Annotated in this window: 20 protein-coding genes; 7 read left to right on the top strand and 13 right to left on the bottom strand. The window is 32.7% G+C overall.

Annotated elements, in window-relative coordinates:
• Window positions 1-7: 7 nt before the first annotated feature.
• A complete protein-coding gene (locus tag HZC47_08810; protein ID MBI5680980.1) occupies window positions 8-3,178 on the top strand; it encodes a CHAT domain-containing protein in 3,171 nt (1,056 codons plus the stop codon).
• Window positions 3,179-3,227: 49 nt separating this feature from the next.
• Here the strand turns inward: HZC47_08810 and HZC47_08805 are convergent, their stop codons facing one another.
• The 7 genes from HZC47_08805 to HZC47_08775 form a co-directional block, all read right to left on the bottom strand.
• Window positions 3,228-4,001 (bottom strand): fumarylacetoacetate hydrolase family protein, encoded by a 774-nt coding sequence (locus HZC47_08805; GenBank protein MBI5680979.1) that lies wholly within the window; start codon window positions 3,999-4,001, stop codon window positions 3,228-3,230.
• Between the two features lie 231 nt (window positions 4,002-4,232).
• The gene (locus HZC47_08800) at window positions 4,233-4,529 is read right to left on the bottom strand and encodes a hypothetical protein (protein ID MBI5680978.1); all 297 of its coding nucleotides are present in this window, start codon (window positions 4,527-4,529) and stop codon (window positions 4,233-4,235) included.
• Between the two features lie 343 nt (window positions 4,530-4,872).
• Entirely contained in the window at window positions 4,873-5,571 is a 699-nt protein-coding gene (locus tag HZC47_08795; GenBank protein MBI5680977.1) for an ABC transporter ATP-binding protein, read from the bottom strand.
• A complete protein-coding gene (locus tag HZC47_08790; GenBank protein MBI5680976.1) occupies window positions 5,564-6,697 on the bottom strand; it encodes an ABC transporter permease in 1,134 nt (377 codons plus the stop codon). The genes HZC47_08795 and HZC47_08790 overlap by 8 nt, the downstream gene beginning before the upstream one ends.
• 180 nt (window positions 6,698-6,877) lie before the next feature.
• Entirely contained in the window at window positions 6,878-7,177 is a 300-nt protein-coding gene (locus tag HZC47_08785; protein MBI5680975.1) for a hypothetical protein, read from the bottom strand.
• Between the two features lie 16 nt (window positions 7,178-7,193).
• Window positions 7,194-7,481, bottom strand: a complete 288-nt coding sequence (locus HZC47_08780; protein MBI5680974.1) for a winged helix-turn-helix transcriptional regulator — start codon at window positions 7,479-7,481, stop codon at window positions 7,194-7,196.
• Between the two features lie 139 nt (window positions 7,482-7,620).
• A complete protein-coding gene (locus HZC47_08775; protein ID MBI5680973.1) occupies window positions 7,621-7,992 on the bottom strand; it encodes a DUF5518 domain-containing protein in 372 nt (123 codons plus the stop codon).
• Window positions 7,993-8,789: 797 nt separating this feature from the next.
• Here HZC47_08775 and HZC47_08770 point away from each other — a divergent pair.
• Window positions 8,790-10,547: a glycosyltransferase family 39 protein gene (locus tag HZC47_08770; protein ID MBI5680972.1), complete on the top strand. Its 1,758-nt coding sequence runs from the start codon at window positions 8,790-8,792 to the stop codon at window positions 10,545-10,547.
• 84 nt (window positions 10,548-10,631) lie between these two features.
• Here HZC47_08770 and HZC47_08765 read toward each other — a convergent pair whose 3' ends face one another.
• The 3 genes from HZC47_08765 to HZC47_08755 all read right to left on the bottom strand — a co-directional run bounded on the left by HZC47_08765 (window position 10,632) and on the right by HZC47_08755 (window position 12,344).
• Window positions 10,632-10,967 (bottom strand): hypothetical protein, encoded by a 336-nt coding sequence (locus tag HZC47_08765; GenBank protein ID MBI5680971.1) that lies wholly within the window; start codon window positions 10,965-10,967, stop codon window positions 10,632-10,634.
• A gap of 138 nt (window positions 10,968-11,105) precedes the next feature.
• On the bottom strand, window positions 11,106-11,387 hold the full coding sequence (locus tag HZC47_08760; GenBank protein MBI5680970.1) for a winged helix-turn-helix transcriptional regulator: 282 nt from the start codon (window positions 11,385-11,387) through the stop codon (window positions 11,106-11,108).
• A 96-nt stretch (window positions 11,388-11,483) separates the two neighbouring features.
• Window positions 11,484-12,344, bottom strand: coding sequence for an ATP phosphoribosyltransferase (locus HZC47_08755; protein ID MBI5680969.1), 861 nt, complete (start codon window positions 12,342-12,344; stop codon window positions 11,484-11,486).
• A 204-nt stretch (window positions 12,345-12,548) separates the two neighbouring features.
• Here HZC47_08755 and HZC47_08750 point away from each other — a divergent pair, with 204 nt between their 5' ends.
• From HZC47_08750 to HZC47_08740, 3 genes are all read left to right on the top strand, one after another.
• Window positions 12,549-17,684 carry a PAS domain S-box protein gene (locus tag HZC47_08750; GenBank protein MBI5680968.1) on the top strand — a complete coding sequence of 1,712 codons (5,136 nt, stop codon included), beginning with the start codon at window positions 12,549-12,551 and terminating at the stop codon, window positions 17,682-17,684.
• Window positions 17,685-17,874: 190 nt separating this feature from the next.
• A complete protein-coding gene (locus HZC47_08745) occupies window positions 17,875-19,167 on the top strand; it encodes an amidohydrolase family protein (protein MBI5680967.1) in 1,293 nt (430 codons plus the stop codon).
• Entirely contained in the window at window positions 19,136-19,855 is a 720-nt protein-coding gene (locus tag HZC47_08740) for an HAD hydrolase-like protein (protein ID MBI5680966.1), read from the top strand. The genes HZC47_08745 and HZC47_08740 overlap by 32 nt, the downstream gene beginning before the upstream one ends.
• A 63-nt stretch (window positions 19,856-19,918) precedes the next feature.
• Here HZC47_08740 and HZC47_08735 read toward each other — a convergent pair whose 3' ends face one another.
• The 3 genes from HZC47_08735 to HZC47_08725 form a co-directional block, all read right to left on the bottom strand.
• Window positions 19,919-21,403 (bottom strand): TrkH family potassium uptake protein, encoded by a 1,485-nt coding sequence (locus HZC47_08735; GenBank protein ID MBI5680965.1) that lies wholly within the window; start codon window positions 21,401-21,403, stop codon window positions 19,919-19,921.
• A gap of 314 nt (window positions 21,404-21,717) precedes the next feature.
• Window positions 21,718-22,161 (bottom strand): DUF3795 domain-containing protein, encoded by a 444-nt coding sequence (locus HZC47_08730; GenBank protein ID MBI5680964.1) that lies wholly within the window; start codon window positions 22,159-22,161, stop codon window positions 21,718-21,720.
• Between the two features lie 31 nt (window positions 22,162-22,192).
• Window positions 22,193-23,482 carry an acyl-CoA thioesterase/BAAT N-terminal domain-containing protein gene (locus HZC47_08725; protein ID MBI5680963.1) on the bottom strand — a complete coding sequence of 430 codons (1,290 nt, stop codon included), beginning with the start codon at window positions 23,480-23,482 and terminating at the stop codon, window positions 22,193-22,195.
• 198 nt (window positions 23,483-23,680) lie between these two features.
• Here HZC47_08725 and ftsA point away from each other — a divergent pair, with 198 nt between their 5' ends.
• A complete protein-coding gene (ftsA, locus tag HZC47_08720) occupies window positions 23,681-25,018 on the top strand; it encodes a coenzyme F390 synthetase (GenBank protein ID MBI5680962.1) in 1,338 nt (445 codons plus the stop codon).
• Window positions 25,019-25,143: 125 nt separating this feature from the next.
• The gene (truD, locus tag HZC47_08715) at window positions 25,144-26,409 is read left to right on the top strand and encodes a tRNA pseudouridine(13) synthase TruD (GenBank protein MBI5680961.1); all 1,266 of its coding nucleotides are present in this window, start codon (window positions 25,144-25,146) and stop codon (window positions 26,407-26,409) included.
• Window positions 26,410-26,499 lie beyond the last annotated feature (90 nt).

The following is a 26,499-nucleotide window of genomic DNA, read 5'->3' as shown; positions in this document are numbered from 1 at the left end:
TGATATAATGGATCCAATCTCTAAAACAATAGATTTATTTTTAGATACTAATAATGGCAGTGAATTCACAATTAATGCTAATTTTTCTACAGGAAATGTCATAGATTCTTTTAAATTAAGCCAAGATGAAAAAGAATTTTTAAAAAGACTAGATAGGGGAATATCTGTCTGGGATATTGAAAAAGAGATTGGTAAACAGCTTTATAAGTTAATATTTAAAAATGAGATATTGAGTAATTATGAAGAAATTAAAAGGCAATTAAGCGGCGAATCTGTAAACTTAAAATTAATTTTTAGTAAGAGATCTATTGAAATTTTAGGTTTACCTTGGGAGCTCCTTCATGATGAAAATAGATTTTTGGTATCTTCTGGAAAATTAAATCTTGTAAGATGCATTGAAGGTGCTGAAAGTAGCTCAATAAATATTTCATTACCACTGCGAATATTAATCATTATTTCTAGACCTTTAAACGTAGATAAATTGGATAATTTAATTGAAGGTGAAGCAGTAGTTAAAGGATTATATTCATTAAAACTCAATAATACTGTTATCATTGATTTTCTTAACCCTCCAACACATAATTCTCTTGTTAAAGCTCTAGATAACAATGAATATCATATAGTTCACTTTGACGGACATGGTGCATTTCAGGATGGAAAAGGTTATCTTGTATTTGAAGATGAATTCTTGAAATACGATTTAATAGATTCTGACATTATTTCTAATGTTTTTTCTTCCACCAATATCAAATTAATAGTTCTTACAGCATGCCAATCTTCTACAATAGGTACAAATGTCTTCAATAGCATTGCTCCTGCATTAATTCAAGCAGGCATACCATCAGTAGTTGCAATGCAATTTTCAGTTCCATTAAAATCTGCAGTCAAATTTGTAGAGCATTTTTATAACTCTTTATCAAATTCAAAAAATTTAACCCATGCCGTAATGCAAGGACGAAAAGTGATTTACAGAGACAATACTTGGTTTATACCCACTCTTTATGCTTCGAACTTGATAGAAGAAATTTTTATTCATGATAATGGATTTATAGATTTACATGAACCTCATTCACAGCATATATTATTTGAAAACAAATATTATGAACCTAATTTTGTGGGAAGAGCAGAACAGTTAATAAAATTATCGAAATCTGTTTCATCGACTAAAACTAATTGTATTGTAATTTGGGGTTCTGGAGGTATTGGTAAAACATCTCTTTTGAAGCAATATATTTTGAGACAGCACTGGCGCTTTAATGATGAAATTATTTGGATTGATTTAAAAGGGGGAAAATCCTTAAACAAGATATTAGATCAGATATGTTCTGATCAAAAACTTAATTGTGATAAAATAGAAAATTTGAAATCACATATATATCAATATTTGAAATCAAAGAGTTTATTGATAGTTTTTGATAACTTTGAGGATGTAGAAGAAGATGAAGAGATTTCAGAGTTTATCAAGTTTATTCCAAGGCCAACTAGGGCTATAATTACGGCCCGTAATAATCCTCTTGTTATGAATTGGAAAAAAATTCAATTATATAAATTAAGTTTAGAGGAATCTTTTGAACTTTTTTATCAATTAGCTGAATCTATGGATGTAATAATTGATGAATCAAATTTTGAATATATTAACGAGATTTGTAGAGTAATAGAGGGTCATCCTCTTGCATTGGTATTGGTAGCTCAAATGCTTTTAAGCAATTCTATAAATGTTATATTAAATAAAATAAAATCTTATACGTTAAAAGGAATTGAATTAGCATTAAGTGTATCATATAATGATTTAAACAAATCTGAACAGACTATGATTCAAAAGTTGTCTGTTTTTGATTCTTATTTTGATGAAGAAGCAATTAAATTTGTGAGTGAAATAGAAAATTTTGAAGAAATTAAAGATGAATTGGTGAGATGTTCATTTCTCCATTTTGATGGAGAAAAATTTAGTATACATCCAGTAATCAAACAATATGTATATAATAAGATTGCAAATAAGAAGAAATACCACTTAAAAGCTGCAAGATATTACCAAAGTAAAAATAATCATTTTCCAATGGTTGATCAGATTTATTATGCTGAAGAATGGGGTGATTTTCTGGCTACCATGAGGCAGTTACTCTCACCATTATCTTTGCGAGGAATGCCCGATTTGAGTGATGCTGTAAAACGTGTTGATATGATTTATAAAGCAGTCGAAAAATTGGGCGATGATACAGTAAAATGGGTACTACGTCTAGATATTGGTACTTTATATAGGCAAGTTGGTTTAATTGAAGAATCATTAGAAGAATATGAAAATGCTTATAATTTAGCAGTGAAAATTAATGATTTTGAAGGTAAGTGGCGTTCACTTGCTAAAAAAGTACAAATGTATGCTACTATGGGAGATTCACAAGTTATAGGCGCCATAAATGAACTGGAAAATTTAATTGAAGGTAATGATGAAGAAGAAGTACGTTCTGTCTATTTAATAAGTAGTGCAGATGGATATTTAATTTCCGGTGTAAAAGAGGATAATGAAGATTATCTTAGAGAATCAGGAAGTAGATACAAAGAAGGTATAGAAATTATGGAAAATCAGGAAAATCCTGATGCTTTAATGCTTGCTCAGGCTTATAATAGTTTTGGACAGGTAAATATGTATTTAAATGATAATAAAAATGCTTTTAAATATTTGAATAAGAGTTTAGAATTAAAGAAACATATAGGAGATCTTTATGGGGCTTCTGTAACTTTAAGTATTTTAAGTGATCTTAATGAAAAATTAGGTAAATTACAAGAAGCAAGAGATTGTTTAAATGAAATTATATTAATAAGTGAGAAAATTTGTTTTTCTAATGCACTTGAATATGATTTTTTAAAATTAGGAAAATTTAACATAATTTTAGAAGAATATGAAAAAGTTCCGGAATTATTTGCTCATGCAATTGTAAAATCATTAGATTCTAAAGATGATTCTATTGAAACAATTATGGAAGAAATAGAAAATGAATTAATTGCTCTATCCGAAAAAAGCGGAGTAATACCTCCAGCTTTTATCATTGGACTTTTAACATCGATTTTAACAGATAATGAATTTATTAAAACATTACCTGCATATATTTCTAAGGAATTACCAAGAATAGTAGAACAATTATGTGAAATTCCTCATAAAATTGATTCTAAAACTTGTTAATTTCCTCATTTTTCATTTAAATGCTTTCGAGTTTTTATTTTAATTCTTTTTATTCTACAATATTTTTAAGAATTCCAATACCTTCAACTTCAGCAGCGACAGCATCACCTATACTCATGGGCCCCACACCAGGAGGAGTTCCTGTTGCAATTATATCTCCGGATTTTAATGTCATTACATCTGAAATAAATTCTACAAGTTCATAAACATTAAATATCATGTTTTTTGTGTTTGATTTTTGTTTAACTTCACCATTAAGTGTAAGAGATATTTCTTGATTCATGGGATTTAAATCAGTTTCAATACATGGTCCTATGGGACAGAAAGTATCAAAACTCTTTGCACGTGTCCATTGAACATCTTTTTGCTGTAAATCTCTTGCAGTTACATCATTTAAAACTGTATAACCTCCTATGAAATTTTCAGCTTCATCAACTTTCACATTTTTAGCTTCTTTAGATATTACTATTCCAAGTTCTACTTCATAATCCACTTGACTTGATGAATCTGGATAAATAATAGAATCTAAATGTCCAATTAAGGATGTAACTGGTTTAATAAAAATTATGGGTTCATCTGGAATCTCCATTTTGAGTTCTGCTGCATGATCTGTGTAATTTAAACCTACGCACACTATTTTAGATGGAGAAATAGGAGCTTTAATTTTAACATCTTCAACCTTGTAAATAACATCATTTTTAAATTTATCAATCTCTGGAGAATTAATGGCCCTTGTTACTGAGCATAAAAGCGTTGTTATGTAATCATCTTCTAATAATCCTGTTTTTATTTTCCCATCATCTCTAAATTGTATAATTTTCATGAGATTCACCTAATAATATTTAGGAATATAATGCAATTATACTATATTAAAAATAGAACTAATAAATTAGCATCATTTAATTTTCCACTAAAAAAGAAATAAGCAATGCCCAATACCTTAAATATTTATTTTAATTATCTGCAAAAAAAATAGTGTAATATATTGAGATTAGGGATTTAGTAGTCCCAAGTTATTTTTAAAAGCCGTCGAAAATCGGAGATTTTCGGGCAGTTAAGTATTGGAAATTTTTAACAGTATGGTAAGGGCTATAACTTCGATAATACCTCCAATATATATAGGTTTACCTATTAATGCGTCATTGTCTATGATTAAAAAGGCAATGGTGGCAATACTTCTAATTAGTAAAGTTAAAGCAAATAGCATAAGTCCTATGGTAAAACCTATCTTTATTTGTCTGTAACTTTTAGTATAAAGATAAAGTAACCCTGATAAAAGACCAATGTTTGCAATTTCTATGATAATGGCCGTAGTTTTAATTCCAATGCATCCCAATAGTTCTAATGTCATTTTAACCCTTCATGATCTATAATTCACTTAAAAAAAATGAAAGAAAACATTTTAATTTTTTTTAAAGCACATAATTTGAAGATTTCCCGCCTAAAAAAAGATAAATGGAGGTTGAGAAAAATCCCTCAAAAATCCTCAAAAATCCATGATTTTTGGGATATAGAAAAATGCACGGCATTTTTCTCAATCTTTGATTTTGGGGCATGCAAAAATTTTCAATTTTTGCGGTTGCAAAACTTTGTTTTGCAAACATCAAAAACCTATGGGTTTTTGAAAGCTCCGATTTTTCGAACCCCAAAAATCCGTAGGATTTTTGGAGGGTTCCCGCCCTATCTTCAAATTATCAATTCACTTGTTTGTTATTCATGGTTTCTTCTCTGATTTTTCCATCAAGCACGGTTATAATTCTATCTGCCATATTAGCTACATATGGTTCGTGCGTTACCATGACCAGAGTTACATTCTCTTTTTTGTGGAGGTCTTTAAGAAGATTTAATATTAAATCACCTGTTTTTGAATCCAGGGCGCCTGTTGGTTCATCAGCTAAAATGATGGATGGATGATTCACTAAAGCCCGGGCTATAGCTACTCTTTGTCTTTCACCACCTGAAAGCTTGGTGGGCCTCTGATTAATTTTATCTTCAAGTTCCACTGACTTTAAAAGTTCTAAGGCTCGTTCTTCCATCTTTTTACCTGAAATTGGAGTTTCAAGCATAGGGATTTGAACATTTTCCACAACGCTCAGATTAGGAATGAGGTTATGCAGCTGGAAAACGAACCCAATTTCTCCTGATCTAAACTCGCTTAAATCCTTTTTATGCATTAAATCAATGCCTGCAACGTTTATGGAACCTTCATCTCCTTTATCCAGTGCTCCAATCATGTTAAGAAGGGTTGATTTTCCAGAACCGGACGGCCCGATGATGGAAACAAACTCTCCCTTTTTAATTTCAAGATTTATGCCGTTTAATGCCTTTATTTTTCCCTTATCATAACTTTTTTTTAGATCTTTTATTTCGATGATGTTTGATTGGTTATTCATAGCGTAAAGCCTCCGTTGGTGCTAATCTGCTTGCTCTATAGGCTGGATAAATTCCGCCAATTATTCCAACAAGGAAAGCTATTCCCAAAGCCCTGACGAACAATTCAAGCGAGTATGCTGGTTCAATTATGCCTTGAGTTGATGGTGTAATGGATAAAAGAACTTCAACACCAACAATACCTAGTATGATACCTACTAATGCGGCGATAAGTGTAAGCACGATGGATTCACCTAATATCATTCCCAGTATTCTTCTACTTCTCCATCCTACTGCTTTTAAAACCCCTATCTCACGGGTTCTTTCATAAACTGACATTATCATGGTATTTATAACTCCAACTCCTCCAATAACTATGGCCAGGAGAGATATTGCCCATGTTGCGGTATCTATGAAGCTTAATCCTTGATTTATTCTACCAGCTTGATCTGCAGCGGTTGTTGTGGATAATTCATCAGGATATGTATTTTGAATTGTTTGACTTACTTGGGTAACATTGGCGTTTTCTTTCACCTTTACTGCTATATAACTAATTTTTTGGTTATCAGTTAGGTTTTGAAGTCTACCTAATGGCATGAAAGCTCCTCCGTCCTGCATGAAATTTCCAGTTTCAAATATTCCTGTAATCTTGAAATCTTTACCAAAGAGGGTGATGGTATCGCCAACAGTTTTATTAATGTCTTGAGCCGCATTTTTACCCAATATTATTTCATTTGCGCTGCTGTTTGAGTAAATCGTTCCATTTACACTATCTATGCCCATAAGATTTAGCTTGCTACTGTCAACTCCATTAATTTGAAAGCCGCCAAATCCTGAACTTGTACTACCTTCTACTTTTGCACTGGTCCTTAAAACTCCTGTAGCGTCTTTAACTCCACTTATGTTCTTAATATCTGTAACACGCGTTGCATTAATGCTTCCTGACTGAAAACCAGAGGTACCTGCCTGAATTACGGTTATTTCAGCACCACCTGATTTTAAAGTGTTTTCTGTGGAGGCTTTAAGACCGCCAGTTACAAGACCTAAGGCCACAATGGTGGCGATTCCAATTGCAATTCCAATAATTGCAAGGGAACTTCTTGTTTTATTCCTAAATGGATTTTTTAAAATTAATCCGATGTATTTCATAATTCAATACTCCTTAAATTTTAATGAATTTTTTTTACAATTACTCTAATTCCTGGCCTATTGTTTAAAAAAGAGTATTTAAGTAATTATTTCAAAATTCGTTACAATTTTGTTGTAAATTATATACAAATCATTCCCCAATTATATGGGAAATAAAATTAAAAATAAGGAGAGGGTGAATTAATAGTCCCATGTTATTTTTAAAAGGATAGCAAGAGCTATAAATTCGATAATACCCCCCATATAAATGGGCCGGCCTATAATTGCATCGCTTTCTACGATTAAGATGCCTACGGTGAAAATACTTTTAAGTAAAAGAAATGAAGCAAATAATATAAGTCCTACTGTAAATCCAATCTTTATTTGCCTGTAACTTTTGATATATAGATAAAGTAGCCCTAATAGAAGACCAATATTTGCAGTTTCTATAATTATTGCTATAATCTTAATCTCTGCATATCCAAATAGTCCTAATGCCATTTTAACCCCAAAACTGTTATTTTTTTACATATTGTATTTGTTTCCAGATAGTTTCAAAATCATCATAGCTTTGCTCCATGCTATCTGAAAGAAAATACATTTTACCATACCTTTCTCCAGCAGATTTAACTACTTCACTGTCTTCTAAGATTTTAATATGATGTCTAATAGTCCTGTAATTCACATTTAACTCTTCAGAAAGCTGATGTGCATTGTAAGGCCGTTCATTTAATTTTCTAATGATTTTAGCACGATTAATTCCTCCTCTCGTACCAAGGATTAACCACCAAAGCACCTTTTTCATGATTTGTCCCTATTTAATTATAAAAATTCAAACTTTCAATATATTCTTTTTGGTGTCTTAGTTCTTAAAATAATGGGACTTCTTGTTCATAGATATGGTGTAAATTAAAAAAATAGAAAAATAAGATATTGAACATAAATTAACTTTTTATGGCTTCTGATTTTATTATAGAGCCAATAACTCCCCCAATAACTCCTAAAACTATTTCAATACCAATATAGAGGAGTATTGTACCAATCATGGCTCCTAACATTTGTGCATATCCCTGGCTGTAAAGTAGGATTAGTAATATTACAGTAACTAAAGTCCCTGCGATTAAACCCATTAAGGCTCCATTAATCGCTCCTTTTTTAATGTCTTCGCCAATTATGAATCCTACTGTAATTCCGCCCAGTAAAAATTCTGAAAGTAGCATATTTTGGCCGGAGGCAATGTCAGAAATTATATATAGTATTGTTACAATGATAATTCCTATTAGCAATGGTTTCCATTTAATCATGTCATTAATCATATCTTATTTTCACTCCTTTAGTTATCATGCATTTTTTTATAGGTCTCTTAAAAATAGAGATGTTATGAGATACCTTTAAAAAACTATAAACTCATTTTTAAGGTTGATTTGTTCATTAATCTTTTCAGTGGATAATATGAATTCCCGCCCTATCTAAAGAGGTCTCCTGTGAATATAAAAGGGGATCAAAAGAGGTTTTTAAACTCATCACAGGAGAAAAATTAAGCGACTCCTTAATGGATACTTGCAAAATGTTAATTTTGCAGCACTTAAACACGAAGTGTTTGATGCATCGAAAATTAAAATTTTCGAATGCCCGAAAAATCAGAGATTTTTCAACGGCTTGCAGGGTTCCCGCCTTCCCCACAATAGATTAAAATGTAATATTTAGATTTTCACCTCCAGAAAACTTCGAGCTTTATTCCAGTATATGTTTTTTATAATCAAATTTCTTAATTTCATAGCTCCTTTTATCTAAAGGATGTATATTAGTACTTTTTCCAGAGTTTCACCCCAAAAAATACCAATTACACCCAAATCTTTTCCAAGTCTTTTGCAGTACTTTAAAAATAAGAATCTGAATTATGAAAATAATTTTAGAACAATTATAATATTTTAAAATCTATTTAATAGTTTAATAAATGTTAAATATGCATTTAGGTCTTTTAATATATTTTTCATCTAAAAATAACTGAATTTAGGCATCTTTTGGGTTAAATTTGGGAAAAGCTTTATATCTCGTCTTGCTTTTAATTTAGTCAAAAGAAAACTTTCAAAAAAAACTCTGGATGAAAATTATGTTTAAAATTAGTAAAACTATAAAAGAAAAAACATGGATTATAATCCTATTTGCAATATTTTTATTCTCATTTATATTAGATATGTACGTATTAACTCGTTATAATATTTCTTATGGGCGAGATGGGCCTTTTTATGACCTTCAGGTATTAAGTATAATTCAAACAGGTTTCCCAGTAAGTAACGACCCTCCACTCGCTTATTACGTACTTACTCCTCTTGTAATATTAACTGGAAATTCATTTTTAGGAATAAAAATAGGAATGGCATTAATCGGGTCTCTTATGGCGGTTCCTGCATTTTTCCTTACAGAAACATTTAGCGAAAAAATAAATATGGAATCTAAGGTTCCAGCACTCCTAAGCGCATTTTTGATAACAGTAAATGCATTTTACTTTCAAATGATTGGAGATTTCATGCAAAATTTAGTGGGGGTCTTCTTTTTATTACTCCTAATATATTTTGCAGTTAAATGGTTTGAAAATACAAAAGAATGGAAAAAATATGGAGTTTTAACCATTATATTACTAGTATGCAGTATGTTTACTCATATTTATACGGGAATAATGGCAGTTGTGTTATTTTTATCTATTCTGGTGATTAGTTTAGTTTTAAAAACTTATAAAACCCGAAAAATGCAATTTTTTGATATTAAAATATTGGCAGCATTGGGATTTTTAATTATAACCGGATTGGCAGTTTTGTTTGCAATATATCCATTGATGTTTTCTAAATTCACAACAGTGCTGTCGTTTATGAATAATTCATCAACAAACAGTTCAAATATGGCCATGGGAGGTTCAATTAGCCCACTAATATTTTTAACCTTACCATTTCTTTTAGGAGTTTTTGCTACAATATCTGTACTTTACAATAGACTAAAAAAGAAGACTGACATTAAAAACAGTCTATCAAACAAAACGCTTTTAGCAGGTGTTTATTTAGTGATGGCTGCGGTTATAATCATGTTATCAACATTACCTTCAATAGATTCACAGTACCAGAGCAGATTCATGGGGCTGGCATTTGTTCCCATAGCCTTAATTGTGCCATTGGGCCTAAAATATATTGAAAACTGGCTATCAAATAGATATCCTTCTAAAAAAGGATTTAAAATAGCTTTAATTAGTATTATAGCAGTCGTATTTGCAATGTCCAGTTTTTATACTGCCGCTGGAACATTTTCAAATTTGGGGCCAAGCATATCAACTGATCAATACAACAGTCTGGTGCAAATCAAAGCAAACTCAATACATGATAAAATAGATCCAAATGGCATTATACTGGTGAATGAGTATCATACTGGCTACTGGGTGCAATGTGTTTTGGGAATGCAAGTAGAAACGGGAAATATCACTGAATTGCAGAAAAAATATCCAAATAGAACTATATATGCCATTACATTAACTGAAAATGGACAATCTCAGCCAAAAGGAGATTTTAATTATTCATGGAATCCTTTGCTCCCCTACTCATTTCCATTTGGAGGAATAACCTTAAATTCGCAGGATAAACAGAATAGCGGATTACCTGATCATCAGGACTTAAACATGAAAAATAATATGACTGGCCCTCCATCTATGAGTTTAGGAAATAAAAATGGTTTTAATAGATCTAGCTCCTCTCCTCCTGGAAATTTTACAGGGCAAAATGCAGGATCTATGAATAAGCCTGGTAATAATTTAAATCAGGATTATTCAAAGTATGGGACTTTGATTTCTAGTGAAAACAATATAAAAGTTTATAAAATATCCTGAAACCCATTAATAATCTATTTTTAAACTTATCTTTCTTTTTAAACTGAAAAGGAATTGAGGGGCTTAAAAAGAGAAGGGAATAGATTATTCCCAGGTAATCTTCAGGAGAATTGAAAGTGCAATTAACTGGATTATGTTAATGGATGACAGGGGAAATTCTTGCCGTCCTATTTCAAAACTGTGAGAACCCGGACCAACGAACATGTTTAAAACTAAAAATAGAGTTGAAACAACATTTTGAAGCAGTAAAAGTGAAGCAAAGACTAAAAGGCCCATTGTAAATTTAGATTTTAATTGTTTATAACTTTTTAGGTAAACGTAAAGCAGCGCGATTAATAAGCATATATTTGCAATTCCGATTATAATTGCTAAGATTGTCCCTATGCCTATGATATCCAACCCATGTGGGTCAGGAGTCATGTTTTGCGGCGGAATATTGCTACTATTATGGCTTTCTATGCCTCCTGGCACTCCATCTACATTCTTTGCTTCTATATTCAAAAAATTTTCCATCGTTTTTTCCTCTTATTATATTTCTAGTAATGGTTTAAAGGGTATTTACTTTTTCCCAATTTGTTCCCAAATCTCGGTGAATATATCATAATTTTCTTCTATGGCTGGCGATAGGAAATACATTTTACCATATTTCTCGTCACCGGATTTAACTATGTTATTTTCTTCTAAAACTTTAATATGGTGTCTTATGGTTTTATAATCTAAATTTAGCTCATCTGAAAGTTGATGTGCATTATATGGCCTTTCATTTAACATTTTGATTATTTTGGCGCGGTTTAATCCACCTTTCATACCGGCAATTAACCACCACAACAGCTTTTTCATTTAATCACTTTACATACTTTCTAAACAAGCTATAATTAATTTTTTATATTTTAAAAACATTTTTATGGTTAATCAATGAGTTTTTTTAAATATATTTTATATTATTCTTTCAATGGGCACAACCAGTATATCGCGTGCACCTATCTTTTTAAGCTGATTTACCACATTAAAAACATCATTTTCATCAACAACTGCATGAACAGCTACAACATCATCATTAGACATAACTTGTGATACTGTAGGACCTGTAAGTCCCGGCATGGCCATTTTAACCTGGTCAAGGACTTCTTTATCCACATTCATCATTACCAGTTTTTTACCTTCAGCATCAAGAACTCCTTTAATACCAGTTCTTACAGCTTCAATTTTCTCATTCTTTTCTTTAAAGCTTTTTTTATTTGCAATTAGCTTAATAGAGCTTTCAAGGACAGTATCTATTATTTTAAGATGATTCATTTTTAATGTCGTGCCTGTGCTTGTAAGGTCAACTACGATGTCTGCAACCCCTATAAATGGTGCAATCTCTGTTGAACCGCTTAATTCCACTATTTTTGTATTTATTCCTTTATTTTTAAGATATTTCTCCGTTAAATGTGGAAATTCAGTTGCAACAATATGATCATCAGTTATATCAGAAATATCATTGATGTGGGAATCTTCAGGAACGGCTAAAACAAGTTTGGCCCTTCCAAAGTTTAAATCTTCAAGAATTTCAACGTCACCATCCTTTTCTTCAATTAAGTCAAGACCAGTCATCCCCATGTCTGCAGCACCATCGGCTACAAATTCAGGGATATCTGCAGCCCTTGTAAACATTACACTTATTTCTTCATCATATGTCTTTGAAAAGAGCTTCCTATTGGCCGTATCTCTAATGCCAATCCCTGCCTTTCCTAAAAGTTTAACTGCAGGGTCACTTATCCTTCCTTTTGATGGAATGGCAATTTTAAGGTGCATTTAACTCCTCCTATGGATTGTAATCGTTATTTAGAATATTTATAATTCTATAAAAATATAATTTGTTTGGATTTATATTGTTCTTTGTATTATTAATGTATATTTCAAAAAAAGGCATAAAAAATGGAATGATAAATGATTTGTCTGAAAATAATAAATACTTCTACATATAAAATAATAACGAGTGAATATTTGAGGCATTAAATGTCTAAAACTAAAATCATTCTTGTAGAAGACGATGCCATTGAAGCAATGGATATTAAACATACATTGGAATCATTTGGTTTTGAAGTTCCATTCGTTGCTTCCCGTGGAGAGGAAGCTGTTGAGAAATCGTTAGACATCATGCCCGATCTTGTTATAATGGATATTGTTTTAAAAGGTGAAATGAACGGGATAGAAGCCGCTGAAGAAATAGTAAAATTACACATTCCCATAATATATTTATCAGCCCATTCAGATGAACCTACAGTTGAGAAAGCCAAACTTACAGGACCTTATGGATATATTATTAAGCCATATGGTCCTAATGAGCTTAGATATGCAATAGAACTTGCTCTTTATAAAAATAAGATGGAAAGGGACCTTAGAAATAGCCAAAGGCAATTAAGTGCTATAATAGATGGTTCTCCAGTTCTGCAGTTTGTAATTGATAAAAATCACTATGTTATTCACTGGAACCAGGCAATGGCAGAGTACAGCGGGATATCATCTGAAGAAATCATAGGCACTGATGAACACTGGCGGGCATTTTACAGCGAAAAAAGGCCGTGTTTGGCGGATTTAATAGTTGATGAGGATATAAAAGTATTAGATAAATGGTATTCTGGAAAATATAAGGAATCTGAACATTTAAAAGGAGCATATGTAGCTGAAGATTTCTTCCCATCAATTGGAGAAACTGGTAAATGGCTTCATTTTACAGCAGCCTCAATAAAAGACGCTGAAGGAAATATTATAGGTGCTTTAGAAACACTGGAAGATATAACAGAACGTAAAGAGGCGGAAAATTCTTTAAAGATCAACGAGGAACGATTAAAAATAGCTTTACAGGGAGCTAATGCTGCAATATTTGATTGGAGTATCCCCACTGGAGAGGCTTATTTTTCGCCAGAATACTATCAACTGTTTGGATATGAAGCAGATGAATTTCCTGCCAACTATGACAGCTGGTCTAAACTCATACATGTAGATGATCGCGAAAAAACCCTTGCAAATCTTAAAAAACAGATTGAAGATAAATTGGATAATTTTAAAATAGAATACAGAGTAATTTGTAAAAATAAGAGTATTAAATGGATTTTAGGCGTAGCAAAAGGATTAGAATTTGATGAAAATGGAATTGCCACCAGAATTATTGGAATGAACCAGGATATAACTGAAAGAAAAACCATTGAAGAACGATTGAAACTGACCCAATTTTCTGTTGAACATGGTCCTGATTCTATAATATGGATAACTTCAGATGCCCGCATATGTTTTGTTAATGAAGCCGCCTGTGAATCATTGGGTTATTCTAATGAAGAGCTTATTTCAATGACGGTTTTTGATATTGATCCTGATTTTCCGCAAGAAGAATGGGAAGAACACTGGAAAGACATTAAAAGCGGAAAAATAAAAACAGTTGAAACTAAACACCGCAAAAAAAATGGGGAAAAATTTTACGTTAACATATCCATTAACTATCTTAAATACAATGGAACTGAATACAACTGTGCCTTTGTCAGGGATGTGACTCCACAAAAAGAAGTTGAAATGGATCTGCAAGAAAGTCAAAGAAGACTTGAAACATTAATAAGCAATTTACCAGGCATTGTTTATAGGTGCAAAAATGATGCTGAATGGACCATGGAATTTGTGAGTGAAGGGTGCTTGGAGCTTACAGGATACTCTACCACAGATTTAATTGGCAATCGAAAACTTTCTTATGGTTCTTTGATCCATCCAGAGGATCTTCAAAAGGTTTGGGATGATATCCAAATAGCTTTGGATAAAAAAGAACATTATGAAATCATTTACAGGATAATTGCTGCAGATTCTCAAATAAAATTTGTTTGGGAGAGAGGAAGAGGGGTATTTTCAAGTTCAGGTGAATTATTATTCTTAGAAGGATTTATCGAAGATATAACGGAACGTAGGGAAGCTGAAGAATCTTTGAAAGACAGTGAAGGTAGATTTAGAGCACTAACAGAGAATTCTTTAGATACTATAATGCTTTTTGATTCTGATTTAAGGCATTTATATGTGAATCCCAATGTTGAAAAAGATACTGGTATCCCTGCAGATGAATTTATTGGTAAAACTCATGCTGAGCTTGGTTTCCCGGAAGATCTGGTGGAAATCTGGGAAAATACGCTCCTCAATGTTTTCCAGATAGGAAAAACAGATCGAATCGAATTTCAGCTACCAAATGGTGTATGGATGGATTGGTTGATGATCCCGTTATTTTCAGATGGGGGAAAAGTAAAATCTGTCATTACTTCCGCCAGGGATATCACCGAACGTAAAAAAGCTGAAGAATCAATTAAAGAGCAATATCATTTTCTACAGAATTTAATTGACACTATACCTTACCCTCTATTCTATAAAGACAAAGAATATGTGTATATTGGTTGTAATAATGCATTTGAAGAGTTTATAGGATTATCAAAGGATGAAATAGTTGGAAAAAACGTTTATGACATATCTCCTAAAGATTTGGCGGATAAGTATCATCAAAAGGATAAAGAACTATTTGAAAACCAGATTTTGCAGGTTTATGAGGCTCCAGTGCAGTATGCTGACGGGTCACGGCATACAATGCTATTTAACAAGGCTATATTTGAAGATAAAGATGGTGAACTTGCAGGTTTGATTGGAGTAATGGTGGATATCACTGAACGAAAGGAGACAGAAGAGGCTCTTAAACATTCTGAGGTAGAGTATAGGGCTATTTTTGAAAATAGTAAAAGCGCGGTAGCAGTTTATACGGCTGTCGATAATGGCGAAAACTTCGTATTAAATGATTTTAATAAAGCAGCAGAAGAAATAGAACAAATAAAAAGAGAAGATGTTATAGATAAGCGAGTTACTGAAGTTTTCCCGGGTGTAAAAGAATTTGGAATTTTTGAAGTTTTTAAAAGGGTTTGGAAGACTGGAAAACCAGAAAAGTATCCGGTTTCCCTATACAAAGATGCAAGAATTGAAGGATGGCGGGAAAACTATATCTATAAACTACCTTCAAGTGATATAGTAGCAGTTTATGATGATTTAACTGAAATAAAGCAGTATGAAGAAGAACTTGAGCAAAATCAAGTTCGGTTGAAAAGTTTGGTAAGAATACTCCAGTATAAAGCAGAATCTGTTCAAGATTTCCTTGATTATGCTCTTAATGAAGCGATCCAACTAACTGAAAGTAAACTGGGATTTATATATCATTATTATGAGGATAAAAAAGAATTTGTTCTAGATTCGGCGTCTCGCGATGATAGAAAAGATGTTAGTGGCATTGATTATAATATGATTTATAAATTGGAAAATGTAGGTATCTGGGGAGAAGCAGTCCGCCAAAGGAAACCGCTCATTTTAAATGACTTTGAATCAGATAATCCTCTTAAAAAGAGTTACCCTGAAGGTCATGCATTTATCCACAAATTCATGAACATTCCTGTTTTCAGCGAGGATAAAATCGTTGCTGTTGTTGGATTAGCTAATAAAGATAAAGATTACACTGAAATAGATGTACTACAGATTGAACTTTTAATGGAGTCAGTTTGGAAGGTTTTAGATGTTCAGCAGGCTGAAGACGCCTTAAAAAAGTCCGAAGCGAGATACAAGGCTATTTTTGAAAATACAGGATCTGCAATGGCCATCAGTGAAAAAGACATGACATTATCCCTTGTAAATGAGGAATTTGCACAATTTACAGGTTATTCTAAAGAAAAAATAGAAAATAAAATGAGCTGGACTAATTTTTTTGTAGAAGAAGAACTGCCAAAAATGAAGGAGTACCATCAACTCCGTAGAATTGAACCTGATAAAGTTCCAGCAAATTATGAAAGCAGAGTGATGGACATTGAAGGAAATATAAAAGATGTATACATGTCTGTGGCAATGATACCTGGCACTAAAAAGAGTGTTGTTTCTCTTTTAGATATAACTGAAAAGAAACAGTCTCGCATTAAACTTAGAAAAGAATTAGAGATAAACAGATCTTTAGCCAGAATATATGTTCCTATAATTTCTCCAGAATCCAGTATGGAAGATGTAACTGTTGCTATTTTAGGGGAAGCAAGGAAGTTAACTAAAAGTAAGTATGGGTTCGTTTCTTCAATAGACACTAAAACTGGTGAAAATATTTTGCACAGTCTCTCCAGCATGATGATGGAATGTGAAGTAATGTGGGAAAAAAATGAGGTAGTTTCATTCCATGTAGGCTCTGATGGAATATATCCTGGTCTTTGGGGACATTGTCTAAATACTAAAGAATCTTTTTACACTAATAACGCTCAAAAACATCCCTCTGCAAAAGGAGTGCCTGAAGGGCATGTGAAACTCGAGAAATTTTTAGGAATTCCAGTATTAATAGATAATGAAGTTGCAGGAGAAATTGCTCTTGCAAATCCTGTTAATGATTACTCAGATGACGATATAAATGTAGTTGAAAGAATTGCAGAGTTCTTTGCCATGGCTATTCAGCGTAAAAAATATGAAGATCAGATCAAGAATTCACTGGATGAAAAAGTCTTACTGCTTAGGGAAATTCACCATAGGGTCAAAAATAACCTGCAAATCATCTCCAGCATACTAAATCTTCAATCATCAGCCGTTAAAGACAAATATTTAGTTGATGTGTTTAAACAAAATCGAAACCGTATAAAAGCAATGGCAATGATTCATGAAAAACTCTACAATGCACCTGATCTGGCAAAAATAGATTTCAGTGATTATATAAGAAGCCTAACTACAGATATTACATACACATATCTGGTAAAAACAGAATTTTTAGATATAAAATTGGATTTAGAAGACAATATTATGCTTAATATTGAAACAGCTATTCCTTGTGGGCTTATTCTCAGTGAATTAATTTCTAACAGTATCAAACATGCATTTACAGAGGGGGTGAAAGGTGAGATAAAAATTGCATTTAAAAAAATTGATGAAAAGTTTATCCTCACATTGAGTGACAACGGAACGGGTTTGCCAGATGAACTTGATTTCCGTAAAACAGAATCTTTGGGATTACAGTTAGTTAATAGTTTGGTAGAACAGCTTGACGGGTCAATAGAGCTCGATAAAACTAAAGGTACAAAATTTATAATTAAATTTAAAGAATTAAAATATAAAAAAAGAATTTAATAAACATCAAATGCTAAAATTTGCCTTAAATTAACTAATACTCCTTAATATGGGGTTTTATGATATTTTCCTTTTTTTATGAATTAAATTTTAATTAATAAAAACAATATTATTTAAATTTTTTAAATACTAAATACCTAATTAAGAAAAAAATTAATATTCAATTCAAACCCATTTAAAAGGTGATTCTATGGAAACAAAAAGCATTTTAATTGACAATGTCACTATAATCAGCAGTGAGATTAAAAAAGGTTCAGTAGTAATAGAAAATGACAAAATAATGGAAATAACCGAAAAAACAGGCCAAAAAGATGCTGATTACATAATAGATGGCGAAAAAAATATGCTTATGCCAGGACTTGTAAATACGCACACACATTTATCCATGACTCTTCTACGGGGACTTGCAGATGACCTTCCACTTGACACATGGCTAAATGATCACATATGGCCAGTAGAAGCCCATTTAAAAGGAGAATACTGTTATGCAGGTGCTTTGCTTGCATGTATTGAAATGATAAAGTCAGGAACCACCACATTTAACGATATGTATTTTTTCATGGACGATGTGGCAAAAGCAGTTGATAAATCAGGGATAAGAGGAATGCTCTCCCATGGGATGATTGACCTTTCAGATGAAGAAAAACGAAAAGCTGAATTCAAAGAAACACTAAGAATAATAGAAAAATGTCATGACACAGCAGAAGGCAGAATAAAAGTTGCATTTGGACCTCATGCACCCTACACTTGTTCAGAAGAACTTTTAAAAGGAGTAAGGAAAAAAGCAGATAAAATGGGCCTTAAAATTCATATTCATGTGGGTGAAACTGAATTTGAAGTTGAGCAAGTAACTGAAGCCCATGGGTCACGGCCTTTTGAATATCTTGATGAAATAGGATTTTTAGCAGATGATGTAATAGCAGCACATGCAGTATGGCTTTCAGATAAAGAAATAGAAATCATTAAAGAAAGAGGAGTTAATTTATCACATAACCCTGCAAGTAACATGAAATTAGCATCAGGAATATCACCGGTTTCAGAATTAATTGATAATAATGTGAATGTATCCATTGGAACAGATGGCGCGGCATCAAATAATAATTTAGACATGATTGAAGAAATGAAATTAACAGCACTGCTTCAAAAAGTAAATACGATGGATTCAACAGTACTTCCGGCCCAAAAAGTCTTTGAAATGGCCACAATTAACGGTGCAAAAGCATTAGGACTTCAAGGAGAAATTGGAACAATTGAAGTTGGAAAAAAAGCCGATCTGGTGCTTTTAGATATGAAAACCCCGCATTTAGCTCCATTCCGCCATCCAATCTCACATCTTGTTTATGCAGCTAAGGGCAGCGATGCGGACACAGTGATTTGTAACGGTGAAATATTAATGCAAAATAAGGAACTAGAAGTGGTTAATGAGGCTGAAGTGATGAAATTAGCCCAAGATGCAGCAGAAGAACTTACCTCTAAGAGCTAAAGGAGAATTCAATTTGCAGAAGCTTATTTTATTTGATATTGACAAAACATTGATAGATAGGTCACAATGCCATCATGACGCGTTTACCAATGCTTTTAAGGAAGTTTATGGTGTGGATATCACCATAGATCATATTAATTATCATGGAATGACTGATCCTCAGATAATAATGGAAGTTTTAGGGAAAAAAGGATTAGAAGAATCTTTAATCAAGTCAAAAAGTGACGAATGTTTAAAAGCACTTGCAAACTATTTTGAAAAAAATGTAAAAAATGACAATATGCAAATTTTAAAAGGTGTAAAAGAACTTTTAAAAGAATTAGATGAATATATGGTGTTAATGGGATTAGTTACAGGGAATATAGAACCAATTGCTTGGGGGAAAATGAAAAAATTGGGTATAAACCGTTATTTTAAAGTGGGTGGATTTGGAAGTGATGATATAAATCGTACAGTTCTGGTTAAGACTGCAATTAAAAGGGCTCAAAATAATTATGGTTTTAGTGGAGAAACATTTGTAATTGGAGATACACCCAAAGATATAAAAGCAGGATTTGAAGCAAATGCTAAAACAATTGCTGTTGCAACAGGGATTTATTCTATAACTGAGCTTGAAAATTCAGGTGCAGATTATGTTTTCCGAAGTTTAGAAGATAAAGAAGAAATATTAGATATAATACTAAAGTGATAATATTTTATTTTTTAAGCTGAGATTTTTCATGCTTAAATAGGATTATATGGTCAATAATTTTTATCTTCTAACAATATTATTAATTGTAATTGTTATAAGAAGCAGAACTGGCCATATTTCAAGTCTTCCCATCCAGAAGTCTATAATGAACACTATTTTTACAACTACTGGGGAATCAGGTGTGATTATGCCGGAACCAAGGCCAACATTGCTTAAAGCGGATGCAACTTCAAATATGACTCGGGATATGTCAGGATAATATATCAGGACTATAATCACGCTTATTATGTATATTACAAAGTAAGTAAATACGAATGCCCCAGTTATCCTTAAAACATCATCTGTAATTTTTAATTCTGTGACGTGATGAATTTTTTTAGCCATAACAGCTTTACCAGGCAATATAAATGATTTAACCTGCCAGGATATTCCTTTTAATAGAATACCGAATCTGAGCCACTTGATACCTCCACCAGTAGAAAGAGAACCTGCACCAATTATCATAATTATGGTCATTAGAAAAGTACCAAGGCCAATATATTTGGCCAGTAAATCAGGATAGAACGCTGTTTGCAGGCCAGTAGTGGTTATAGCTGAAACCATCTGGAATAAGGCAAATCTAAAGTTAAGTAATAAGTCATTTCCATAGACTTGATTGTTGTAAAGCATGAATGTTAATAGAATTGTTGTAATCACGATTAGGGAATAAGCTACTTTGGTTTCTATATCTTTGAAGTACTCTTTCCAGTTTCCTTTAAGGACAGTATAGTGCAGTGCGAAGTTTGTAGCACCAATCATCATTATAATCATAGCCGCTATTTCTATCCAGACACTGTTATAGAATAGAAGGCTTGTATTATGCATTCCAAATCCTCCAGTGGATAAAGCGGCAAATGCATGAAATACTGAATCAAAAACAGGCATACCTGCAAGTAAGAAAAGAGATATAGCAATTGCAGTAAAGAAGAGATATATATACACTATAATTCTTGTAGAATGTTTAATACTAGGACGTAAACGTTCTTCTCTACCTTCAGCTAGGTAAAGACGCATTACATCAACACCAGTAGACCTTAAAACAGCTAGAAGGAGGAATATGATACCAAGACCACCAATCCACTGTGTAAAAGCCCGCCAGAAGTTTATTGTGAAAGAAACTACATCCAAATTGGAGTACATGCTGAAACCGGTTGTTGTAAAACCGGACATGGCTTCAAAATAAGCGTTAAGATAAGATAATTCTCCTGAAATATAATAGGGTAAAGCACCTAATGCACATGCAATCAGCCAGATGACTGTTGAAAAAATCATAGCGCTTTTAAGCGTCATTTTAATTTCTACTTTAAATAATTTAACAAGAAAAAAACCAATTACAGCACTTACGGCGGCTGAAGATACGAACGGAACAAAATAACGTGGTTCATTATATATAATGGCGATTATGAGTGGAACTAACAGTGCAACTGCAAGAAATAAGCAAGCATTACCTGTATAATGTAATATAGTTTTAAGTTCCCTTTTACTTAATCTGTGGACTTGTTGCACTTAATCACGACCTATTATTGTAATATTATAATGCTCTTAAATAACATGATTGAAATAATTATGGGTTAAATTCCCTTATATTAACTAAATAGGTTTTAAAGAGAGTCATGTGTCTTATAAACTATTTTTAACCCTATATCAGTAGATCAAAGGAGTATATAAAACTTTCGCCGGAAATATTTTGATATAACCTTTCCGGTTAATTATGAAATTTTCCTAATTCTTTCCATATTATAACATCTGTTATTTAAATTTAACTCTAAAAAAGAATTCAAATTTAACCAAATATATTATAAAATTAAATTATTTTGAAATTAAAGCCAATTATAATGTTTTCCTCTTTTATCAGCCCAATTTTCAACGCCATATTCTTTAATCATCTTCAAATTATGTTCTATTGAATGAATTCCCTTAAGATAATCCAGCAATTCACAATCCTTAAACTCATCGCATTCCCAGCAGCCATCATACTGTTTTTCTTTGACACATTCTCTGATTTTACAATCCTCTTTACAGCCACCTTCAGTACATACAGCCGTGCATTCTAATTTTTTCATTTCTTCAAGCACATCTAAAAATTGGGAGTAGTCATTGAATGTTTCGTTGGTTTTAGATTTCAATTCAGCATATTTATCAAATTCAATATCTTCAAGTAAAATTTTAAGTTCATTCAATGATTCAAACAGTTCTTTATTGCTTGGGATACAGTCTAAACAATATAATCCGCAATATGCAGTGTATTTTTTGTTTTTATTCATATTAACACCTAAATGTTAAATTAAAAGGTTATTAATCATTTTTTGTATCCTCGAGAAACTTCAAAATAGCTTTCCAAACCTTTACTTGGGCATTTCCATTTATTTGAGGGGTCCCTCCTTTAACATAGAATGGTGTTGGCCATGGCATGTATCCTGGCCGGCCGGCAAGATGCCCGGCTCCATCAAAACTCAGATGTTCATACTTAAAGGGGAATTCACTGCTTTTTAATCTCTCTGTAATCCTTTCAGACATTTCTTTAGAGGGCCAGACTCTGTCATCATCACTGGATATTAATAATACTGGTCCTTGTATTTTTTCAACATTAATAGCTGCTTCTTGTACAGCTGTTTCATTTTCGAAACTGGCCTTGTAAAGAGGCAGGAATTCTAGATGTTCAGGATAACATGATGCAAATTGCCCCAGAAAATCGTTATTGTAAACGAATGGAACAAAGGTAAGATTTTTGCCTTTATATGTCCATGAAGAGTGAGGTTCGGCTTCAGGGTCTTGGTTAATACCCTGGAAAACAGTACAGCTCGGAGATGTTGCCACAACTCCTTTTATCTGAGGGAATAATGAAGCAGAAAGAAGAGTGAGTTCTGCACCCTTGGAAGTGCCTATCATAACCATCTTTTCAGGATTCACCATGGGTTGATTGGAAAGCCATTGTACTGCTTTTTCAACATAATCTAAGGGAATCTCCTCTAATATCTCTGGAAGCCCAGGCATTTCGAAAAATGCCAGTGCAAGAGCAGCATAACCCTTTGATGCTAAGATTCCAGCTACAATATCAGGAGTAGCTATTCCTCCCTCAGAACCGCTTACCACTAAAACAGCAGGTAGATTTTCACCTTCGGGATGATAGAAATTTGCCACAAGACCTTCCTTTTCTAAGGACTCATATTGGACATTTGGAAGCATTCTAACAGTTTCTAAGTATTTAAATGCCACTATTTCACCATCCAGTTCCACATCAAAATAGAAAAATATCTTTTCAGGGTCCTGTGAGGGTAGAATGGTTAAATTTTCTGGTAGAGCATCTGAAGAGATTGTTTCCATAGAATAAAACAACCCAATAGGATCTACACCAGTATAACTGCCAGAAATAGATTCAGATTTATCTGAATCAACTAATCCATGATTATCTGATATATAACTGGCTGATGAGTACCATAACTGCTTTTTATCATCTTTTCGGCGAGTATGAATTTTAACTTCATGTTTTGGAGGTAAATCTGTTATTTTAATCCTAATCTCTTCCCCAATTAATACTTTTAAACGAGAATCCCCTGTAAATTCTCCTTTTTTCATGGATAACATTTCGATTCATCTCCTTTCATTTATCCCTTAAATTCAAATTTTAAAAATTCTTGAGCTTTAACTTATGATAATTTTAGTGTGAGGGAATAAATAATTTTTTCATATTTTCTGCCTAAATTCACAATAATTATTAGTCTTGGGGTTTATAATTAATTCAGGACACATCATGATGATTTTTAGATAATGGGGGATTTGAATATGAATTATTTCAACCAAGAAATAGAAACAATGCCTCGAGGGGAGCTTGATGAGCTTGTAGAAGAACGTATAAAATATACAGTTAAATACGCCTATCAAAACTCGCCTTTTTATAAAAAATGGTTCAATGAGAACAGAATAGATATATCTGATATTAAATCCCATGAAGATTTAAGAGAATTACCCATAATAAGTGGTAAAACTGTCAGAGAAATGCAGCCACCTGAAACAAAAGAATTTGAATTTAAATGCAAGGGTAGTGAAGTATTTACCATCCATGAGACCAGCGGAACAAGTGGTACTCCTAAAGCTTTTTTCCTTACATGGGATGATTGGAACAGATATGCAGAAAAATATGCAAGATCATTTGTATCTCAAGGATTTGGACCGGGAGATCGTGTGGTTGTTTGTGCATCATATGGAATGAATGTAGGAGCTAATACTATGACTCTTGCAGCCCAAAAAATAGGTATGAGCATAATCCCTGAGGGTAAATGCACATTTCCAGTGCGTATAATTAAAAATTACAAGCCAACAGGAATTGTGGGAAGTATATTTAAGTTCCTACGCCTTGCAAAACGAATGGAATCAGAAGGACTTCCTATGGAAGAATCGAGCATAAAAAGGCTTATTGCTGGTGGAGAAAGCTTTTCAGAAGAATCAAGGAAATATTTAGAAGAAATTTGCGGGATACCCGTTTATAATACCTATGGAAGTACTGAAGGAACTATGTGCGGGGAATGTTCCAAAAAAGTAGGTTTACATGTTCCTGAAGATTTAGTACACCTCGACGTTTATGATCCAAAACTTGAAAACTTTGTAGATGAAGGTGAATGTGGTGGAATAGTGTTAACAAATTTGTTACCGGTAGGTGAGAAGACTGGAACTCTTCTTTTAAATTATGACACTGAAGACACCACAGTAGTTTTAAGCACAGAAAAATGTTCATGTGGTAGAACCCATATGCGAATAATGAACCCTCAACGTGAAGCAGAAACATTATGGATTGCTGAAAGTCCATTTAACAAAGTAGATATAGAGCAAGGAGTATTTCAAAGGGATAACATGGATTATTTAACAGGAGAATATGAAGCATTTCTCTATGGGGATGAAACAGAAACCACAATGAGAGTTAGCATGGAATGCACTGACCTTAAAAATTGTGATGAAGAAATGATTAAGGAAAACTTCCATAAAAGCTTCTTTAAATTTAAACCCCGTCTACATCATGCATATGAAGATGGAACATTTAATGTACTATTTAATTTTACTGGACCTGGCGGCTTAGAATTCTATAAGATCAAGGGTAGGCCTAAGCGTTTGGTAGACCGTCGGTGAAATATGATTAAAGATGTTTTTTAATTTAATTTTATAAACTAATAAGATGAAAAATAACTACGTAATTATTTTTTTAAGTTTTTAATTTTACAAATTTTATAAACAATCATCTGGAGAAAAAACTAATGCTAAATGCAGAAACTTATATCACCCATCAAAAAGGAATTGGTGGCAAAATAAGAACAAAATACGAAGATTTTTATGTTGAAGAAATACCTGAATCCACACCAAGTGGAGAAGGCCCTAATACATGGTTTTTCATTGAAAAAATAGGAAGAGACACACTGGACGTTGTACTGGACGTAGCACAGGAATTGCACATAGACAGAAAAAGAATGGGCTTTGCTGGAATGAAGGATAAAAGAGCTGTAACAAGACAATGGCTATGTGTGGCCAACTTGGAGGTAGAACAGATTCAGGAACTGGAAGATAAACTTTACAAAGTGAAAATCCTTAAAATAATGCAAAATCAAAAGAAATTAAGGATAGGGCAACTTATAGGAAATAAATTCAGGCTCCTTATAAGAGATACAGAAAATCCTGAAGCTGATGTGGAAATCGCAAATGAAATATTAGCCGAACTATCTCAAAAGGGAGTTCCAAATTATTTTGGCTGGCAAAGATTTGGTAAAGCAAGGTCAAATACACATATAGTCGGAAAAAAGTTGCTTGAAAACGATTTAGGGAAAGTAGTAGATGCATACATTGGAAATCCATATGATGAAGAACCGGAACACATAAAAGAAGTAAGGCAAATGTATGATGATGGAAAATTGGAAGAATCATTGGAATCCATGCCCAAAGGCATGCGCTATGAAAAAATGATGCTTAAAACACTTCTAAAAGAAATGAAAAAGAAGAAAATAGAAAGTAAAGAGGAATTAGATGAAAAATCCTACATACGAGCAATTGAAAGTCTTCCAAAACCATTAAAAAGGATGTTTGTTCACGCATACCAATCATACTTATTTAATAAAGCCGTAAGTGAAAGGTCAAAGCTTGGAATTGATAAATATGTTGAAGGCGATATAATTGCGGATAATGATGAGCATTTAGTCCATGAATTTGGAGATGAAATTGATGAGAGGATTAAAAACTTTGAAGTTCACCCTACAGCGCCTCTTTTTGGAAGTAAAGTGCCACTTGCCGGTGGAAAATTAGGTGAAATGGAGCAGAAGATTTTAGACGATGAAGGAGTTACCTTAGAAGAGTTTAAAGTTCCTAAAATGCCAAGACTTGGAAGTCATGGCTTGAGGCGTGCAATGAGATTTAAAATATGGGACGTGTCTGCTAAGGCCACTGATGAAGGTGTTTTAGTGGAGTTTTCAATTCCAAAGGGATGTTATGCCACAGCGGTTTTAAGGGAAATAATGAAAAATGAAGTTGTTTAAAAAGACAAATCAAGTTAATTGGGAAAAACAATTAAATAAAAAGAAATTAAGCTTAGAAATTTAAAAAATTAAATTTTAAATCTCTTTTTA

This window comes from Methanobacterium sp. (genome assembly GCA_016222945.1).
In the GTDB taxonomy this organism is placed as follows: domain Archaea; phylum Methanobacteriota; class Methanobacteria; order Methanobacteriales; family Methanobacteriaceae; genus Methanobacterium_D.
This window is presented reverse-complemented; position numbering and strand designations above follow the sequence as displayed.

What these genes read in the sequence shown, in the direction of transcription:
- HZC47_08730 (MBI5680964.1), bottom strand. Translation starts at nt 22,161, where the DNA reads ATGAATAAAAACAAAAAATACACTGCATATTGCGGATTATATTGTTTA.
- HZC47_08740 (MBI5680966.1), top strand. Translation starts at nt 19,136, where the DNA reads ATGCAGCAGAAGAACTTACCTCTAAGAGCTAAAGGAGAATTCAATTTG.
- HZC47_08760 (MBI5680970.1), bottom strand. Translation starts at nt 11,387, where the DNA reads ATGAAAAAGCTGTTGTGGTGGTTAATTGCCGGTATGAAAGGTGGATTA.
- HZC47_08770 (MBI5680972.1), top strand. Translation starts at nt 8,790, where the DNA reads ATGTTTAAAATTAGTAAAACTATAAAAGAAAAAACATGGATTATAATC.
- HZC47_08750 (MBI5680968.1), top strand. Translation starts at nt 12,549, where the DNA reads ATGTCTAAAACTAAAATCATTCTTGTAGAAGACGATGCCATTGAAGCA.
- HZC47_08725 (MBI5680963.1), bottom strand. Translation starts at nt 23,482, where the DNA reads ATGTTATCCATGAAAAAAGGAGAATTTACAGGGGATTCTCGTTTAAAA.
- HZC47_08805 (MBI5680979.1), bottom strand. Translation starts at nt 4,001, where the DNA reads ATGAAAATTATACAATTTAGAGATGATGGGAAAATAAAAACAGGATTA.
- HZC47_08745 (MBI5680967.1), top strand. Translation starts at nt 17,875, where the DNA reads ATGGAAACAAAAAGCATTTTAATTGACAATGTCACTATAATCAGCAGT.
- ftsA (MBI5680962.1), top strand. Translation starts at nt 23,681, where the DNA reads ATGAATTATTTCAACCAAGAAATAGAAACAATGCCTCGAGGGGAGCTT.
- HZC47_08795 (MBI5680977.1), bottom strand. Translation starts at nt 5,571, where the DNA reads ATGAATAACCAATCAAACATCATCGAAATAAAAGATCTAAAAAAAAGT.
- HZC47_08790 (MBI5680976.1), bottom strand. Translation starts at nt 6,697, where the DNA reads ATGAAATACATCGGATTAATTTTAAAAAATCCATTTAGGAATAAAACA.
- HZC47_08775 (MBI5680973.1), bottom strand. Translation starts at nt 7,992, where the DNA reads ATGATTAATGACATGATTAAATGGAAACCATTGCTAATAGGAATTATC.
- HZC47_08785 (MBI5680975.1), bottom strand. Translation starts at nt 7,177, where the DNA reads ATGGCATTAGGACTATTTGGATATGCAGAGATTAAGATTATAGCAATA.
- HZC47_08800 (MBI5680978.1), bottom strand. Translation starts at nt 4,529, where the DNA reads ATGACATTAGAACTATTGGGATGCATTGGAATTAAAACTACGGCCATT.
- HZC47_08780 (MBI5680974.1), bottom strand. Translation starts at nt 7,481, where the DNA reads ATGAAAAAGGTGCTTTGGTGGTTAATCCTTGGTACGAGAGGAGGAATT.
- HZC47_08755 (MBI5680969.1), bottom strand. Translation starts at nt 12,344, where the DNA reads ATGCACCTTAAAATTGCCATTCCATCAAAAGGAAGGATAAGTGACCCT.
- truD (MBI5680961.1), top strand. Translation starts at nt 25,144, where the DNA reads ATGCTAAATGCAGAAACTTATATCACCCATCAAAAAGGAATTGGTGGC.
- HZC47_08810 (MBI5680980.1), top strand. Translation starts at nt 8, where the DNA reads ATGGATCCAATCTCTAAAACAATAGATTTATTTTTAGATACTAATAAT.
- HZC47_08765 (MBI5680971.1), bottom strand. Translation starts at nt 10,967, where the DNA reads ATGACTCCTGACCCACATGGGTTGGATATCATAGGCATAGGGACAATC.